This window comes from Actinoplanes sp. NPDC051411, assembly GCF_040682075.1.
Taxonomy (GTDB): Bacteria; Actinomycetota; Actinomycetes; order Mycobacteriales; family Micromonosporaceae; genus Actinoplanes.
In genome coordinates, this window is record NZ_JBFBAD010000061.1 from 50,796 (window position 1) to 65,963 (window position 15,168).

The 15,168-nt window shown below is 68.8% G+C and carries 17 protein-coding genes; 10 read left to right on the forward strand and 7 right to left on the reverse strand.

The genetic code is table 11. The annotated features are described in order from the left end of the window. Positions 1–206: 206 nt before the first annotated feature. A complete protein-coding gene (gene nadA, locus AB0M88_RS30055) occupies positions 207–1,376 on the reverse strand; it encodes a quinolinate synthase NadA (protein WP_364108132.1) in 1,170 nt (389 codons plus the stop codon). Positions 1,377–1,444: 68 nt separating this feature from the next. Here nadA and AB0M88_RS30060 point away from each other — a divergent pair, with 68 nt between their 5' ends. The 4 genes from AB0M88_RS30060 (at position 1,445) to AB0M88_RS30075 (ending at position 4,698) form a co-directional block, all read left to right on the forward strand. After that, on the forward strand, positions 1,445–2,566 hold the full coding sequence (locus tag AB0M88_RS30060) for a glycerate kinase (RefSeq protein ID WP_364108134.1): 1,122 nt from the start codon (positions 1,445–1,447) through the stop codon (positions 2,564–2,566). Positions 2,567–2,695: 129 nt separating this feature from the next. Next, positions 2,696–3,064 carry an iron-sulfur cluster insertion protein ErpA gene (gene erpA / locus AB0M88_RS30065; RefSeq protein ID WP_364108136.1) on the forward strand — a complete coding sequence of 123 codons (369 nt, stop codon included), beginning with the start codon at positions 2,696–2,698 and terminating at the stop codon, positions 3,062–3,064. Positions 3,065–3,182: 118 nt separating this feature from the next. Next, positions 3,183–4,160, forward strand: coding sequence for a carbohydrate kinase family protein (locus AB0M88_RS30070; RefSeq protein ID WP_364108138.1), 978 nt, complete (start codon positions 3,183–3,185; stop codon positions 4,158–4,160). 13 nt (positions 4,161–4,173) lie between these two features. Next, positions 4,174–4,698 carry an ATP-binding protein gene (locus AB0M88_RS30075; protein WP_364108140.1) on the forward strand — a complete coding sequence of 175 codons (525 nt, stop codon included), beginning with the start codon at positions 4,174–4,176 and terminating at the stop codon, positions 4,696–4,698. Here AB0M88_RS30075 and AB0M88_RS30080 read toward each other — a convergent pair. Both AB0M88_RS30080 and AB0M88_RS30085 read right to left on the reverse strand, forming a co-directional pair. Beyond that, on the reverse strand, positions 4,691–4,903 hold the full coding sequence (locus AB0M88_RS30080) for a sulfurtransferase TusA family protein (RefSeq protein WP_364108142.1): 213 nt from the start codon (positions 4,901–4,903) through the stop codon (positions 4,691–4,693). The two genes, AB0M88_RS30075 and AB0M88_RS30080, sit on opposite strands and share 8 nt — an antisense overlap. Next, positions 4,900–6,024, reverse strand: a complete 1,125-nt coding sequence (locus AB0M88_RS30085) for an aminotransferase class V-fold PLP-dependent enzyme (RefSeq protein ID WP_364108166.1) — start codon at positions 6,022–6,024, stop codon at positions 4,900–4,902. Before AB0M88_RS30085 ends, AB0M88_RS30080 begins: the two co-directional genes overlap by 4 nt. 277 nt (positions 6,025–6,301) lie before the next feature. Between AB0M88_RS30085 and coxB the strand changes: the two genes are divergently transcribed. Together coxB and AB0M88_RS30095 are read left to right on the forward strand one after the other, a co-directional pair. After that, positions 6,302–7,150: a cytochrome c oxidase subunit II gene (gene coxB / locus AB0M88_RS30090; protein WP_364108168.1), complete on the forward strand. Its 849-nt coding sequence runs from the start codon at positions 6,302–6,304 to the stop codon at positions 7,148–7,150. Between the two features lie 9 nt (positions 7,151–7,159). Next, positions 7,160–7,585, forward strand: a complete 426-nt coding sequence (locus AB0M88_RS30095; RefSeq protein WP_364108144.1) for a cytochrome c oxidase subunit 4 — start codon at positions 7,160–7,162, stop codon at positions 7,583–7,585. Positions 7,586–7,735: 150 nt separating this feature from the next. Here AB0M88_RS30095 and AB0M88_RS30100 read toward each other — a convergent pair whose 3' ends face one another. The 4 genes from AB0M88_RS30100 to AB0M88_RS30115 form a co-directional block, all read right to left on the reverse strand. Beyond that, the gene (locus AB0M88_RS30100; protein ID WP_364108146.1) at positions 7,736–7,945 is read right to left on the reverse strand and encodes a hypothetical protein; all 210 of its coding nucleotides are present in this window, start codon (positions 7,943–7,945) and stop codon (positions 7,736–7,738) included. Positions 7,946–8,255: 310 nt separating this feature from the next. Continuing rightward, a complete protein-coding gene (gene trpD, locus AB0M88_RS30105; RefSeq protein ID WP_364108148.1) occupies positions 8,256–9,314 on the reverse strand; it encodes an anthranilate phosphoribosyltransferase in 1,059 nt (352 codons plus the stop codon). Between the two features lie 40 nt (positions 9,315–9,354). Next, positions 9,355–9,789 (reverse strand): hypothetical protein, encoded by a 435-nt coding sequence (locus tag AB0M88_RS30110; protein WP_364108150.1) that lies wholly within the window; start codon positions 9,787–9,789, stop codon positions 9,355–9,357. A 50-nt stretch (positions 9,790–9,839) separates the two neighbouring features. After that, positions 9,840–10,826 carry a cytochrome c oxidase assembly protein gene (locus tag AB0M88_RS30115; RefSeq protein ID WP_364108153.1) on the reverse strand — a complete coding sequence of 329 codons (987 nt, stop codon included), beginning with the start codon at positions 10,824–10,826 and terminating at the stop codon, positions 9,840–9,842. Positions 10,827–10,932: 106 nt separating this feature from the next. Between AB0M88_RS30115 and AB0M88_RS30120 the strand changes: the two genes are divergently transcribed. The 4 genes from AB0M88_RS30120 to AB0M88_RS30135 are packed head-to-tail and all read left to right on the forward strand — an operon-like array spanning position 10,933 to position 15,150. Further along, positions 10,933–11,532: a heme-copper oxidase subunit III gene (locus AB0M88_RS30120; RefSeq protein ID WP_364108155.1), complete on the forward strand. Its 600-nt coding sequence runs from the start codon at positions 10,933–10,935 to the stop codon at positions 11,530–11,532. Between the two features lie 53 nt (positions 11,533–11,585). Further along, the gene (locus tag AB0M88_RS30125; RefSeq protein ID WP_364108157.1) at positions 11,586–12,437 is read left to right on the forward strand and encodes a c-type cytochrome; all 852 of its coding nucleotides are present in this window, start codon (positions 11,586–11,588) and stop codon (positions 12,435–12,437) included. After that, entirely contained in the window at positions 12,434–13,534 is a 1,101-nt protein-coding gene (locus tag AB0M88_RS30130) for a Rieske 2Fe-2S domain-containing protein (protein ID WP_364108159.1), read from the forward strand. Before AB0M88_RS30125 ends, AB0M88_RS30130 begins: the two co-directional genes overlap by 4 nt. Then, a complete protein-coding gene (locus AB0M88_RS30135) occupies positions 13,531–15,150 on the forward strand; it encodes a ubiquinol-cytochrome c reductase cytochrome b subunit (protein ID WP_364108161.1) in 1,620 nt (539 codons plus the stop codon). The genes AB0M88_RS30130 and AB0M88_RS30135 overlap by 4 nt, the downstream gene beginning before the upstream one ends. The last annotated feature ends 18 nt before the right edge of the window (positions 15,151–15,168 follow it).

Genomic DNA, 15,168 nt, shown 5'->3' on the forward strand with positions numbered 1-15,168 from the left:
CATGCGCACCCGGAGATGAACGAGGGGCCAGCAACGGGCGGGGGTACCCGTTCTGCAACCGGCAGAGCATAGCGCTGAGTGACAAGCGCGAAAGCCAGCACACCGCTCAACCGGGCGGAAAATGCTGATGATTAACCCACCGGAAAGAATCCGGCCTGCGGATAGTGATCCTGTCCGCTACGCTGGGTCACTGCTTCGAGGGGCCTCTAAGGCAGGGCCAGCATCTGGTCGAGAGCCACCCGCGCGTGGTGCGCGGTGTCCTCATCGACGGTGATCTGGTTGGGCACGCGGCCCGCCACCAGTTCCTCGAGCGCCCACACGAGGTGGGGGAGATCGATGCGGTTCATCGTCGAGCAGTAGCAGACCGTCCGGTCGAGGAACATGATCTGCTTGTCGGGGTGGGCGAGCCCCAGGCGGCGTACGAGATTGAGCTCGGTGCCGACCGCCCAGGCCGACCCGGCCGGGGCGGCGTCGAGTGCCTTGATGATGTATTCGGTCGAGCCGACATAGTCGGCGGCCCTGACCACGTCGTGCCGGCACTCCGGGTGGACCAGCACGTTGACGCCGGGGACGCGCTCGCGCACCTCGCGCACGCTGTCGACCGTGAAACGCCCGTGCACCGAGCAGTGCCCGCGCCAGAGGATCATGCGGGCATCCCGCAGCTGCTGGTCGGTCAGGCCGCCGTTCGGCTTGTGCGGGTCGTAGAGGACGCAGTCCTCAAGGTCAAAACCCATTTCCAGTACGGCCGTGTTGCGGCCGAGGTGCTGGTCGGGCAGGAAGAAGACCTTGGAGCCCTGCTCGAACGACCAGGTGAGGGCGCGCTTGGCGTTGGACGAGGTGCAGACCACGCCCTTGTTTCCGCCGACGAAGCCCTTGATGTCGGCCGACGAGTTCATGTACGTCACCGGGACGATGTCGCCCGCGATGCCCAGGTCCTCGAAGTGCTCCCATGCCGCCTGCACCTGACCGAGCACCGCCATGTCGGCCATCGAGCAGCCGGCCGCGAGGTCGGGCAGCACGACCTTCTGCGCCGGGGTGGTCAGGATGTCGGCGCTCTCGGCCATGAAGTGCACGCCGCAGAAGACGATGAACTCGGCGTCCGGCCGGGCCGCGGCCTGCTGGGCGAGCTTGAACGAGTCGCCCGTGACGTCGGCGAACTGGATGACCTCGTCGCGCTGGTAGTGGTGGCCGAGCACGAACACCCGGTCGCCCAGCGCCGCCTTGGCCGCCGTCGCGCGCGCCACCAGGTCGGGGTCGCTCGGCGCGGGCAGGTCGCCGGGGCAGTCGACGCCGCGCTCGGAGGCCGGGTCGCTGCCGCGGCCGAGCAGGAGAAGCGCGGTGGGGCTGTTGGAGGGTTCGGTCCAGGTCGACGTCACGCGGCCATCGTCGCATAGAGAAAGGACGCCCAAACCTTGTGCTGACAGTGGTCTGCCACACTCAGCGCGTGCGCGTACTGATCTGTCCGGACAAGTTCGCCGGGACCCTCTCCGCCACCGCCGTCGCCGACGCGATCGCCGAGGGGTGGGGCGGGGACACGACGCTGGTCAACACGACACTGGTCAAGCGGCCGCTCTCGGACGGCGGCCCCGGGTTCGTCGAGGTGCTGGCCGGGTCGGTGGACGGCCGCCTGGTGCCGGTGCCGACGGTCGACCCGCTCGGGCGGCCGGTCGACGGCGAGATCCTGCTGGCCGGTCCCGTGGCGTACGTGGAAAGCGCGCAGGCCTGTGGCCTGCACCTTCTCACCAAGGCGGAGCGTGATCCCAACACCACCTCCTCCTACGGCCTGGGGCTGCTGATCACCGCGGCGGTCGAGGCGGGTGCCACCGAGGTCGTGATCGGGCTCGGTGGCTCGGCGACCAATGACGCGGGCGCCGGCATGCTGGCCGCGCTGGGTGCCCCGCCGGTCGACGCGGCCGGTTACGCCCTGCCTTACGGTGGCGCTTATCTCAATGCGGCGGCCGGGCTCGGCGGCGAGCCTCGGCTTCGAGACGTACGCCTGGTGGCCGCGACCGACGTCGACAGCCCGATGACGGGGCTTCACGGAGCCAGCAACGTCTTCGGCCCGCAGAAGGGCGCGAGCCGCGAGGACGTCTACCGCCTCGACGCCGCGCTGGAGGTCTTCGCCGGGGTGCTCGAGCGTGCCTTCGGCGTCTCCGACCTGCAAAATCAGCCCGGCGGGGGAGCGGCCGGCGGGATCGGGGCCGCGCTGATCGCCCTCGGCGGCCGGGTCACCTCGGGGATCGGCCTGGTGACCTCCTCCATCGGGCTGGAGCACGAGCTCGACCAGGCGAGCCTGGTGATCACCGGGGAGGGCTCGTTCGACCACCAGTCGCTGCGCGGCAAGGTCGTGGCCGGCATCGCCAACGGAGCCCGCGACCGGGGACTCCCGTGCGTCGTGCTGTGCGGCCGCAACGAGACCGGCTACCGCGAGGCGGCCGCCGCCGGCGTCACCGAGACTCACTCCCTGACCGAGCTCTTCGGCTCCGAGGAGGAGGCGATGGCACGGCCGGCCGAGGGTCTGCGGGAGCTGGCGGCGCGTCTGGCCAAGCAGTGGGGCAGCCTTTAGTCCGCTCAGGGGTGGGTGGCCGGGGCGGTAGCCGGGCGGTGAACTGGACCACCCCGATTGGGAATCACGCGAAATGGGGCTAGCGTTGGCCAGTACGGCAGATGTCCGCACCTGGCAGGGAGATACGCAGTGACCACTGAGACGCACACCGAGTCGACCGAGGCGACCGCCCCGACCGGCGTAGTTCTGACCGACGTCGCCGCGGTGAAGGTCAAGGCCCTGATCGAGCAGGAAGGGCGCGACGACCTGCGCCTGCGCATCGCCGTTCAGCCCGGTGGCTGCTCCGGCCTGCGCTACCAGCTCTTCTTCGACGAGCGTTCGCTCGACGGCGACATCGTCAACGACTTCGGCGGGGTCGAGGTCGTCGTTGACCGCATGAGCGGTCCCTACCTGGCCGGCGCCACGATCGACTTCGCCGACCGGATCGACGCTCAGGGCTTCACGATCGACAACCCGAACGCGCAGAACTCCTGCGCCTGTGGTGACTCTTTCCACTGAGTCACCGGCAAAAACAGCTCAGAGCAGGCCGTCCCGTTCACGGGGCGGCCTGTTCCGCGTAACGTGCCGGTACGCTGCTGGGGTAACAGCCCCCCCGTTCCCGACCTCGAGGGCCGAAATGAAGATCGCCGTCACCGGCTCGATCGCGTCCGACCACCTGATGCACTTCCCGGGCCGCTTCTCGGAGCAGCTCATCGCCGACCAGTTGCACAAGGTCTCGCTTTCCTTCCTCGTCGACGACCTCGTCGTGCGGCGGGGCGGGGTGGCGCCCAACATCTCGTTCGGTCTCAGCAAGCTCGGCCTGCATCCGGTGCTGGTCGGTGCGGTCGGAGCGGACTTCGCGGACTACCGCTCCTGGCTCGAGCGGCACGGCGTCGACTGCGGCTCGGTGCACGTCAGTGAGGTGGCCCACACCGCCCGCTTCGTCTGCACCACCGACGACGACCTCAACCAGATCGCCTCGTTCTATGCCGGCGCGATGTCCGAGGCTCGCAACATCGAGCTGGCGCCGGTCGCCGAGCGGGTGGGCGGCCTCGATCTGGTGCTGATCGGCGCGAACGATCCGCAGGCGATGATCCGCCATTCCGAGGAGTGCCGGGCGAGGAGTTACCGGTTCGCCGCCGACCCGTCTCAGCAGCTCGCGTTCATGCCCGGCAGCGATGTGCTGAGCCTGATCAGCGGCGCGGACTACCTGCTGACCAACGAGTACGAACGGTCCCTGCTCGAGACCAAGGCCGGTCTGACCAGCGACGAGGTCCTCGAGCAGGTCAAGATCCGGGTGACCACGCTCGGCAAGGACGGCGTCGAGATCACCGGCCGGGGCATCGAGCGCATCCACGTGCCGGTCGCCAAGGACGTCGTACCGGAGGACCCGACCGGTGTCGGCGACGGTTTCCGGGCCGGCTTCTTCGCCGCCATCAGCTGGGGCCTCGGCCTCGAGCGGGCGGCCCAGGTCGGCTCGCTGGTGGCCGCGCTGGTGCTCGAGACGACCGGCCCGCAGGAGTACGACGTTCGCGGCGACGAGTTCGGCAAGCGCTTCGCCGACTCGTACGGCGAGGACGCGGCCGCCGAGATCAAGACCTACCTGCCGGCCTGACCAAGGGATACATATGGTCCTCGCTGTCTTCGCCGGGTTGCCCGGGGTCGGCAAGAGCACGCTCGCCGCACGGGTGGCCGCCGAGCTGCCCGCGGCGGTGCTCGCCGTCGACACGGTCGACTTCACGCTGCGGCGTTACGAGGTCAGCGAGGCCCGTCCCGGCTACGCGGCGTACGGCGTGGTGGCCGCCCTGGCCGAGATCCAGCTCCAGATCGGCCACCACGTGATCATCGACGCGGTCAACCCGGTGAAGGCGGCCCGCCAGCTCTGGGTCGACCTGGCCGAGCGGATGGACGTGCCGCTGCGGGTGGTCGAGGTGGTCTGCGGTGACGACAACGAGCACCGGCGGCGGGTCGAGGCGCGATACGCGTCTCGCGATCAAAGTGGCCCAGGGGCCCGCGACCACGACGGCATCCCCGACTGGGTGCGGGTGCTCGAGCGCCAGGCCGAATACGAGCCCTACCTCGGGCCCCGCCTGGTGGTCGACACGTTCCTGGCCAAGGAGCCGGTCGAGCCCGTGGTTCGTTACCTCAGCTGAGCTTGCGGACCTCGAACGCGTTCGGGGCCGGCGAGCCGAGGAACTCCTGCGATTTCATGCGGCACCAGGCCGGGATGTCGTTGGCCGCCGCCGGGTCGTCGGCGAGCACCCGCAGCACCTCGCCGTTGTCGGCGGTGCGGATCCGCTTGGCCAGCGCGATCACCGGCAGTGGGCAGCGCTGGCCGAGGCAGTTGATCTCGATCACATTCCCGCTTCCTTCCGGATGCCGGCGACCAGGCCCGGCAGCACGGCCAGGAAACGGTCGACGTCATCGTCGGTCGTGCCGCGGTGCAGCGACACCCGCACGTTTCCGTGGGTGAGCACGCCCATCGCCTCCAGCACGTGACTCGGGCGCAGGGTCGACGCGGTGCACGAGGAACCGGACGAGACCGCGAAACCGTGCCGGTCGAGCGCGTGGAGCAGGGCTTCGCCGTCGACGTACAGGCAGGAGAAGGTCACCAGGTGGGGCAGCCGGCCGACCGGATCGCCCACCACCTCGACGTCGGGCACGGTCGCCGCGACCCGCTCCCGGATCCGGTCGACCAGCGCCGACTGCCGCCCGGCCTCGGCTTTCGCCTCGCCGAGCACGGCTCGCAGGCTCGCCGCCGCGGCGACGATCGCCGGCAGGTCGAGAGCGCCGGGCACGCCGGGGCGATAAAGATCATCTTTTGGGTACGGGGAGATCCAGCGCACACCCTTGCGCACCACGAGTACGCCCACACCCGGCGGTCCGCCCCACTTGTGGGCACTGGCGCTGAGCAGCGACCACCCGGCGGGAAGCGGCACGTGACCGACCGACTGGGCCGCGTCCACGAAGAGCGGAACCCCCGCCTCGGCGCAGTAGGCGGCCGCCTGCTCGACCGGCTGCACGGTGCCGACCTCGTGACTGGCGCTGATCAAACTGGCCAGCGCGACCCGGTCCTTCCCGACCGCCTCTTCCCAGGCGCCCAGGTCGAGGCGGCCCAGGCGGTCGACCGGCACCTCGCGAGCCTTGCCCCGGGCGGCCGCGTGCAGGACGGCCGAGTGCTCGATCGCCGAGTGCACCAGCGTGTCGCCCCGCCGGGCCCGGCCCGCCAGACCACCCAGGACGGCGGCCTGCGCGGCGGCCGTACCCGAAGGCCACAGCGACACCTCGTCCGCGCGTACGCCCAGGGCCTCGGAGAACGCGGCGTGAGCCGCGTCGGAAAGCTGTTGTGCCCGCCGGCCCGCGGCATAGAGCCGGGCCGGATCGGCCCAGCCGTCGGCGAGCGACGCCAGCAGGGCTTCGCGGGCCACCGGATGCAGTGGAGCCGAGGTAGCCGCGTCGAGGTAGGCCGGAACGGCCATGTCTTCCACCCGGGGAACGGTATCGTCCGGTTGTTGCCGGGTTTTTCGAGCTTCGAAGATCGGACCCCCGGAACGGGACGGTACGGCCAGGTCGAGTAATGTGCGACCGTCGGTGACGCCTTGCCGCCTAGCGTCCCTTTTCAGGGTTGGGACGACGTTTCGGGCGGGGTGCCGCTGCTAAGGGAGGCATACGCAGGTGGGCGCAAAGAGTTCGGCAGCGCGGCCGCGAGCGGCAGTCCGGTTGACCGGGCTCGGACTCGGTGCCGTGACGCTGCTGATGGTGCTCTCGGGCTGTTCGGTCGAGGGCGTCGGCAAGGCGTTCGGTAACTTCGGTTGGCCGGACCGCGGCATCAGCCTCCAGGCTCACAAGATGTACGACCTGTGGATCGCGTCGGTCATCGCGGCACTGGTCGTCGGCATCTTCGTGTGGGGCCTGATCTTCTGGTGCATCATCCGATACCGCAAGCGCGGCGACGAGCTGCCCGTGCAGACCCGGTTCAACATGCCGATGGAAGTTCTCTACACGGTCACCCCGATCCTCGTGGTGGCGGTGCTCTTCTACTACACGGCGATCGTCCAGACCGACGTGGACAAGCTCTCCAAGAACCCCGACCAGATCGTCCAGGTCACGGCGTTCAAGTGGCAGTGGGAGTTCGACTACCGCGACGGCATGGGCACCGGTGCGAAGACGACGGTCTCGACGGTCGGCTCGGCCGACGTGATCCCGCTGCTGGTGCTGCCGATCGGCGAGAAGATCCGGTTCGAGGAGACCAGCAAGGACGTCATCCACTCGTTCTGGGTGCCCGAGCTGCTGTTCAAGCGCGACGTGTTCCCGGGCAGCATCCGCAACGTCTTCGAGGTGACGCTCGACAAGACCGGGCGGTACGTCGGGCGCTGCGCCGAGCTCTGCGGGACATACCACGCGTTCATGCAGTTCGAGCTGGTCGCCGTCACGCCGGATCAGTTCACCACGTACATGCAGGCGCGCAAGGCCGGCCAGACCGTCCAGCAGGGCATGGCAGCCATGGGTTACACCGGTGACGCGGAATACGCGATCACCACCAAGCCGCTGAACACCCGGCGCCAGACCCACAGCTGGAATCAGTCCAACGCCGTGGACAAGTAGGAGCCTGACGTGAAGACCGAATACAAAATCTTCGCCGGCGTCGCGGCGTTCCTCTTCGGCGCGGCCATCGTGTACGGCTCGTGGACGCACGGCCAGACCGGCCATCTGGAGTGGATCGGCTTCGTCGCGCTGATCCTCTCCGGGCTGCTCTGCTCGATGTGCGGCGGCTTCTTCTGGTTCGTGTCGCGGCGCATCGACCCGCGGCCGGAAGACCGCGAGGACGGCGAGATCGCCGAGGGCGCGGGCGAGATCGGCTTCTTCAGCCCGGGCAGCTACTGGCCGTTCGGCATCGCGCTGTCCGCCTCGATCGCCGGCCTCGGCCTGGTCTTCTGGATGTGGTGGCTGATCGCCGCCGGCATGATCATGGTCATCTTCACCGCGTGCGGCATGCTCTTCGAGTACTACTCCGGAACGCGCCACACCGCCGAGCACTGAGCTGGCTGTGCTTGCTGGCTCCGCTTCGCTCCGCGGGCGATCGCCCCTTTGGGGCACCACGGGGCGATCGCGGGCGTGAACTTGAAACGCGTCACCAGACACTAGGCCGTCCTCGCGAGAGGACGGCCTAGTTTTGCGTCCAGGACGGCCCTAAGCCGCTGCCCGGCGTTGGTGCGGGAGGCGGGGCGTCCGGCCGGCGTGGTTCGGCCAGAGGTGCACGACGATGGGGGCGACGACCTCGGCCATGCCGCACCGCGTGCAGACCAGCTCGGGGCACTCGTCGTGGCCGTCGGCGCAGGGCGGCACCTCGAACAGCATGTCGCCGTCGCAGATGGCGCAGCGAAGTTCGCGTTCCGACACGGGTGGCTCCTCTCCTCGGAAGGCGAAGGTGGATTTACCCGAATGTGATTCAGACGCTGCCACGGATCGGCCGCGTTGGGGAGCACCGCGTACGGCGTGTCTGCGGTTTTATGTCCGAGTTACGGATTTTCGTGGAGTTTCACCCGGGTCGCGCGGGCCGCGGTCGGCGCGCTGAGGCTTGCGGGTGAAACATCCGGGCCGCTCAGACGGCCTCTGGTGCCCCGCCGACGGCCGCGGGTCATACGGATGAGGGCTCGGCCGCCTTGAGCCGTCAGATTGCTGATCACGGGCCCGCGCATGCGGAAATGTCTTATTCGGCGGCCTTGGCCGCCTTCGCCGCCTCGACCCAGCGGGTCAGCTGCGCCGTCGCGGCGCCCGAGTCGATCGTCTCCTGCGCGCGGGCGATGCCCGACCGCATGGTCTCCACGAAATCGCCCGGGAAGCGGGCGTGCGCGGCCAGCGCGGCCGCCACGTTGACCGCGACCGCGTCGCGCACCGGGCCCCGCTCGCCGGCGAAGACCCGCAGGGCCACGTCGGCGTTGAAGGTCACGTCGCCGCCGCGCAGGTCGGCCGGCTGGCTGCGGGGCAGGCCGAGGTCGGTCGCGTCGAGCACGATCTCGTCGACCGTGCCCCCGCGCACCAGCCACAGGCGGGTCGGCGCGGAGGTCGTGAACTCGTCGAGGCCGTCCTCGCCGCGCATGACCACGGCCGAGTCGCCGCGACGGGCGAAGACCGCGGCCATCACCGGGGCCATCCGCCGGTCGAAGCAGCCGACCGCGGCCGCGGTCGGCCGGGCCGGGTTGGTCAGCGGGCCCAGCATGTTGAAGAACGTCGGCACGCCCAGCTCGCGCCGGGTGACCGCGGCGTGGCGCATGCCGGGGTGGTAGCGCGCGGCGAAGCAGAAGCCCATGCCGGCCTCGGTCACCGTGCGGGCCACGCCGACCGGGCCCAGGTCGAGCGGCAGGCCGAAGTGCTCGAGCAGGTCGGCGGTGCCGGTCGTCGAGGACGCCGAGCGGTTGCCGTGCTTGACCACCCGCACCCCGGACGCGGCCGTGACGATCGCGGCCATCGTGGAGATGTTGACCGTGTTGGCCCGGTCGCCGCCGGTGCCGACCACGTCGACCGCGTCGGTGCGCTGCTGTTCGGGGAGCTCGACCAGGGTCGCCGCGGCCAGCATGGCCTCGACCAGGCCGGCCAGCTCGGCCGGGGTCTCGCCCTTGGCCCGCAGCGCGATCGCGAAGCCGGCGACCTGCACGGGCGTGGCGTTGCCCGCCATGATCTCGCCCATCGCCCACGCGGTGTCCGACGTGGCGAGTTCCTCGCCCCGCATCAGGGCGCTGGTCAGGTTGGGCCAGGTGCGTGCGCCCATGGCGGGTCTCCGTCCGGGGGTACGGCGCGATCGAGGGAAGTCAGCCCAGCGTGCCGAGGGTGCCGAGCGGGATCGCCCCGTTACGGCGGTCACGCAGCATGCCGGCGATGGTCTGCCCGGTGGTGACCGGGTCGAGCGGGTAGAGCAGGGTCTGGTCGACCTGGGCGTATGCCGCGAGCCAGCGGTCGGCGGCGCGGGCCAGCACGACGCACACGGGCGGCGGTGTGGCGTACTCGTCCTTGGTCTGCCGGGCGATGCCGAGACCACCGGCCGGAGCGGCCTCGCCGTCCAGCACCATCAGGTCGATCTCGTATTTGTCCAGGAGGATGCGGCACTCTTCCCAGGTCGCGGCGTCGGTGAACTCGACCCGCAGGTCGGCGGCCGGGCGGACGCCGATGGCCAGCCGAATCTTGTCGCGAACCGCCTTGTCGTCGCTGTAGAGCAGGACGGTGTATTGGTCTGGTGCGTCGCTCATGGATGGCCCCGGTTCACGCTCGTAGGTGCCCGCTGATCGTAGCGAACCCGTCATTCAGTGTCCGTCCGCGGTCGATTCGCTGCGGCCTCCTCTGTGATCTTTGTTGCAGCCGCGACGGCCGCCCGGGCCTGCTCCGCCTCGGCCCGGTCGAGGGCGCGGTCGATCCGCCGGGCCTCGCGCTCGGACTGCCGCATCCACTGGATGACCAGGATGCCCAGCATGGTGACGCTGACCAGCTCGCCGCCGGCCCACAGGATGCCGCCCGCGGTGACCTGGTCGCTCCACGGGTTGGACCAGGCCAGATGCAGGCCGGGGTAGTAGTCGCCGGCCAGCAGCGTCTTGTCCTGCATGATCGTCAGCCCGAGCACGGTGTGGAACGGCACCGACAGCACCATGAGCAGCGCGCGGCCCGGGTAGGGCCAGCGGTTGGGCAGCGGGTCGAGGCCGAGCAGTGGCCAGAAGAACAGGCACCCGGTGACGATGAAGTGGATGTGCGTGAGCTCGTGCAGCCAGTCGTTCTCGAGGGTCAGCTTGTAGAGCCCGGTGAAGTAGAGCGCGAACGGGTTGGCGATGAAGATGCCGAACGCGACCAGCGGAAACGTCAGCACGTGGACGAGGCGGCTCTGCAGAAACGCGAGCAGTTTGCGCCGCGGTCCCTTCCGCATCGTGCGCAAAGCCAGCGTGACCGGCGCGCCGAGGGCCAGGAAGATCGGCCCGACCATGGCCAGGACCATGTGCTGGACCATGTGCACCGACAGCAGGGTGTCGTCGTACGCCTCGATGCCGGTGACCGTGACCACCGCGATCGAGCCGAGTCCACCGACGACGAACGCCACCGTGCGGCCGGGCGGCCAGTGGTCGCCGCGTTTGCGCAGGCGGTAGACGCCGTAGCCGTACAGCGCGCCGGAGACCAGCAGGAAGAGCGCGACCAGGCTGGTCAAGTGGATCTGCGTGAAGATCTCCGCAGGCGTGAACGGCGGGAGGACAGTATCCCCTCCCGCGTCCGCCAGCGGAGGCAATTCGGCAAGCAGCACCACTTGAGGCTAGGCCTATCCGGTGTCCGCGCGTTCTACCGGGCTGCGAGTCTTGCCGGATTCCACCCCCCGCGGCACGCATGCCTGATCGCGGGGCAATAATGAGCCCGTGACAGCGGCCTCAGCCATCGACAAGAGCCGGATCCACTCGCTGACCCGACCCAACATGGTCAGTGTCGGGACGATCGTGTGGCTCTCGAGTGAACTCATGTTCTTCGCGGCCTTGTTCGCGATGTACTTCTCGATCCGCGCGGCGGACTACCACATGTGGCAGGTTCATACGCCGAGCCTGAACGTTCCGTACGCGACGGCCAACACGATCGTTCTCGTGCTTTCGTCGGTGACCTGTCAGCTGGGCGTCTTCGCGGCCGAGAAGGGCGACGTGTTCGCGCTGCGGCGCTGGTTCACGATCACCTTCGTAATGGGCTTGATCTTCGTGCTCGGCCAGGCGAACGAGTACCGCAGCCTGGTCCACGACGGCGTCAAGCTCAACGGCGACGGTTACGGCTCGATGTTCTACCTGACGACCGGCTTTCACGGCCTGCACGTCACCGGTGGCCTGATCGCCTTCATCGTCTACATGATCCGAACGACCATGGGCCGGTTCACCCCGGCTCAGGCGACCTCGGCGATCGTCGTGTCGTACTACTGGCACTTCGTGGACGTCGTGTGGATCGCGCTGTTCTCCATGATCTATTGGCTGCAGTAAGACCCACGACGACGTCCATGAGCATCAGGTCGAAATCCAGAGGGACACAACCCATGACTTCTGACTCCCACGCCAGGTGGCGTTTCCGGGGGGTGTTCGTCCGCCGAGGCGCGCCCAGCCGGACCCGCCGGCGGATCGGGGCGGCGGTACGCATGCTGGCCGCGCTCGCGCTGGCCGGCGGTGTCTACACCGCGTTCGCACCGGGCGCCTTCGCCGAGGACAACGGGCAGCAGCTCTCCACCACCGCGCAGGAGGGCAAGCAGCTCTTCGACAACAGCTGCATCACCTGCCACGGGCGCGACGCGCAGGGCGTTCCGGGCCGCGGCCCGAGCCTGATCGGCGTCGGTTCGGCCTCGGTACAGTTCCAGGTGAGCACCGGCCGCATGCCGATGACCCGCCAGGAGTCGCAGGCGGAGGAGAAGAAGCCGGCCTTCAACACCGACCAGACCAAGCAGCTCGCGCAGTACATCCAGGAACTGGGTGGCGGTCCGCAGCTGCCGGCCGGTCCGCTGACCGACAACCTCAGCGACAACCCCGACGCCCTGTCCAAGGGCGGCCAGCTGTTCCGGGTCAACTGCACCTCCTGCCACGGATACGTCGGTGCGGGTGGCGCGCTATCCTCGGGCAAGTGGGCTCCGGCCCTGCACAACGCCTCGGCGGAGACGATCTACGCGGCCATGCTGACCGGCCCGCAGAGCATGCCGGTGTTCGGTGACAACCAGCTCACGCCCGACCAGAAGCGCGAGATCATCACCTACATCACCACGCAGCTGCAGCAGGACAAGGACCCGGGCGGCATCTTCAACCTGGGCGGCTACGGCCCGGTCACCGAGGGCATGGCGATCTTCGGGGTCGGCATCGTCATCCTGGTCTTCACGGCGCTCTGGATTGCGGGGAAGTCATGACGACGACGCACCACGACAACCCGTCGGGCGCCCAGCCGGTGGACGTCAGCGACCCGCGGCTGTCCCGGTTCGACATCCTCAAGGAAGGCGCCCGGCGCGACGAGATCGAGATCGTCACGTACGAGTCGCAGTTCCACGGGCACAACTCGAAGGCGGAGCGGCGGGTCGTCCGCAACATCGCGTTCCTGTTCCTGCTCTCCGGGCTGGCCGCGCTGGTCTTCCTGGTCGCGTACATCTGGTGGCCGTGGCGGTTCGAGCTCGGCAACTCGATCAACGACTACTACACGCCGGTCCTCGGCATCTCGCTGGCGATCTCGCTGCTGTCGCTCGGCTTCGCGATCCTCTCCTGGGCCAAGAAGCTGCTGCCGCACGAGGTGTCGATCCAGCAGCGGCACGACAAGCCGTCGCCCCCCGACGAGCAGCTGATCACCGGTCAGACCATGCTCTTCGTGGCCGACGAGCTGGGCGTGCAGCGCCGGCCCCTGCTCAAGGGCGCGATCGGTCTCGGCCTGGCCCCGCTGGGCCTGGTCGCGGCCGCGCCCCTGATCGGTGGCCTGATCCAGAACCCGCACCGCGACCCCGAGCCGATGATGTTCCACACCGGCTACGACCCGGTTCCGCAGGGCGGCAAGCTGGTCCGGCTCACCCGGGACGACGGCACGCCGATCCGCCCCGAGGACGTCAGCACCGGCGGTCAGATGACGGTCTTCCCCGGCATCCCCGGCGGCGCGACCAATGAGTACGCCGACTCGCCGACCCTGCTCATCCACCTGCGCGACGACGCCGCCGCGAAGGCCCGGGCGGCAGCCGACGGTGACCACCGCAACAAGGACTCGATGTGGAGCAACTACGTTGCCTACTCGAAGATCTGCACGCACGCGGGTTGCCCGGCCAGTCTGTACGAGCAGCAGACCAACCGTCTGCTGTGCCCGTGCCACCAGTCGCAGTTCAACATCATCGACAACGCCCAGCCGATCTTCGGTCCGGCGACCCGGCGGCTGCCTATGTTGCCGATCACCGTGGACGCCGAGGGCTACTTCGTGGCAAAGTCCGACTACAAGGACACCGTCGGACCCGATTTCTGGGAGCGGCCATGAAGCGCCGGAAGTTCGACATCTCACAGGCGCCCGCAAATCTCGCGAAGGGTGTCGACGAGCGGTACCAGGCGGCGACCCCGCTCCGGGCCCTGCTCAACAAGGTCTTCCCGGACCACTGGTCGTTCCTGCTGGGCGAGATCGCGCTCTTCTCGTTCATCATCCTGCTGCTGACCGGCACCTTCCTGACCCTGTTTTTCGACCCGTCGATGAACGAGGTCACCTACAACGGTGCGTACCCGGCTCTGCGGGGCATCAGCATGTCGGCGGCCTACGAGTCGACCCTGCACATCTCGTTCGAGGTGCGCGGTGGTCTGTTCATGCGCCAGATGCACCACTGGGCGGCGCTGCTGTTCATGGCGTCGATCGTCATCCACATGGCCCGCATCTTTTTCACCGGCGCCTTCCGCAAGCCGCGCGAGGCCAACTGGGCTATCGGTGTCATCCTGTTCCTGCTCGGCTTCCTGGCCGGCTTCACCGGATACTCGCTTCCCGACGACGGCCTCTCCGGCACCGGCCTGCGCATCGCCTCGGCGATCATGCTGTCGATCCCGGTCGCCGGCACCTGGCTGTCGGCGTCGGTCTTCGGCGGTGAGTTCCCGGGCCACCTGATCATCGGGCGGTTCTACATCGCGCACGTCCTACTGATCCCGGGCGGCCTGCTCGCGTTGATCAGCGTCCACCTGGGTCTGGTCTTCAAGCAGAAGCACACCCAGTGGCCGGGCCCGATGCGGACCAACACCAACGTGGTCGGCGAGCGCATGTTCCCGAGGTACGCGCTCAAGCAGGGCGGCTTCTTCATGAGCGTCTTCGGCGTGGTCGCGCTGATGGCGGGCCTGTTCCAGATCAACCCGATCTGGTTCTTCGGGCCCTACCGGGCGTCCGAGGTGTCCTCGGCGTCCCAGCCCGACTGGTACGTGATGTTCATGGACGGCCTGGTCCGTCTGATGCCGAACTGGCAGATCTACATCCCGATCGGCAACGGCTACAGCATCCCGCCGCTGTTCTGGCCGGCGGTTGTCGGCCTGGGCGCGCTCACCACGGTCCCGATGTTCTATCCGTTCATCGAGTCCCGGCGCACCAAGGACAAAAGCATCCACAACCTGCTGCAGCGCCCGCGTGACAACCCGGAGCGCACCGGCATCGGGGCGATGGCGTTCTCGTTCTTCATCGTCGCGACCGTCTCCGGCGGCAACGACGTGATCGCCGACAAGTTCCACATCAGCCTCAACGCGATGACCTGGGCCGGTCGCATCGGCCTGCTGATCATCCCGCCGCTGGCCTACTACGTCTCGGTGCGGATCTGTCTCGGCCTGCAGCAGCACGACCGCGAGGTCCTGGCCCACGGCGTGGAGACCGGCATCATCCGGCGCCTGCCCAACGGCCAGTTCGTCGAGATCCACCAGCCGCTCGGCCCGGTCGACGACCACGGCCACCCGGTCCCGATCGAATACGGCGGCTGGGTCGTCCCGAAGAAGATGAACCGCATCGGCGCCCTGGCGCCAGCAGTCAAGGGCTTCTTCTTCCCGGTCGAAAAGCCGGCCGAGGCCCCGGTCTCACCGGGCATGCCACCGGTCACCGCGCGCGAGGAGCGCGAGGAGATCACCTCCGGTCACTGAGCACGATGAGAAAGGCCC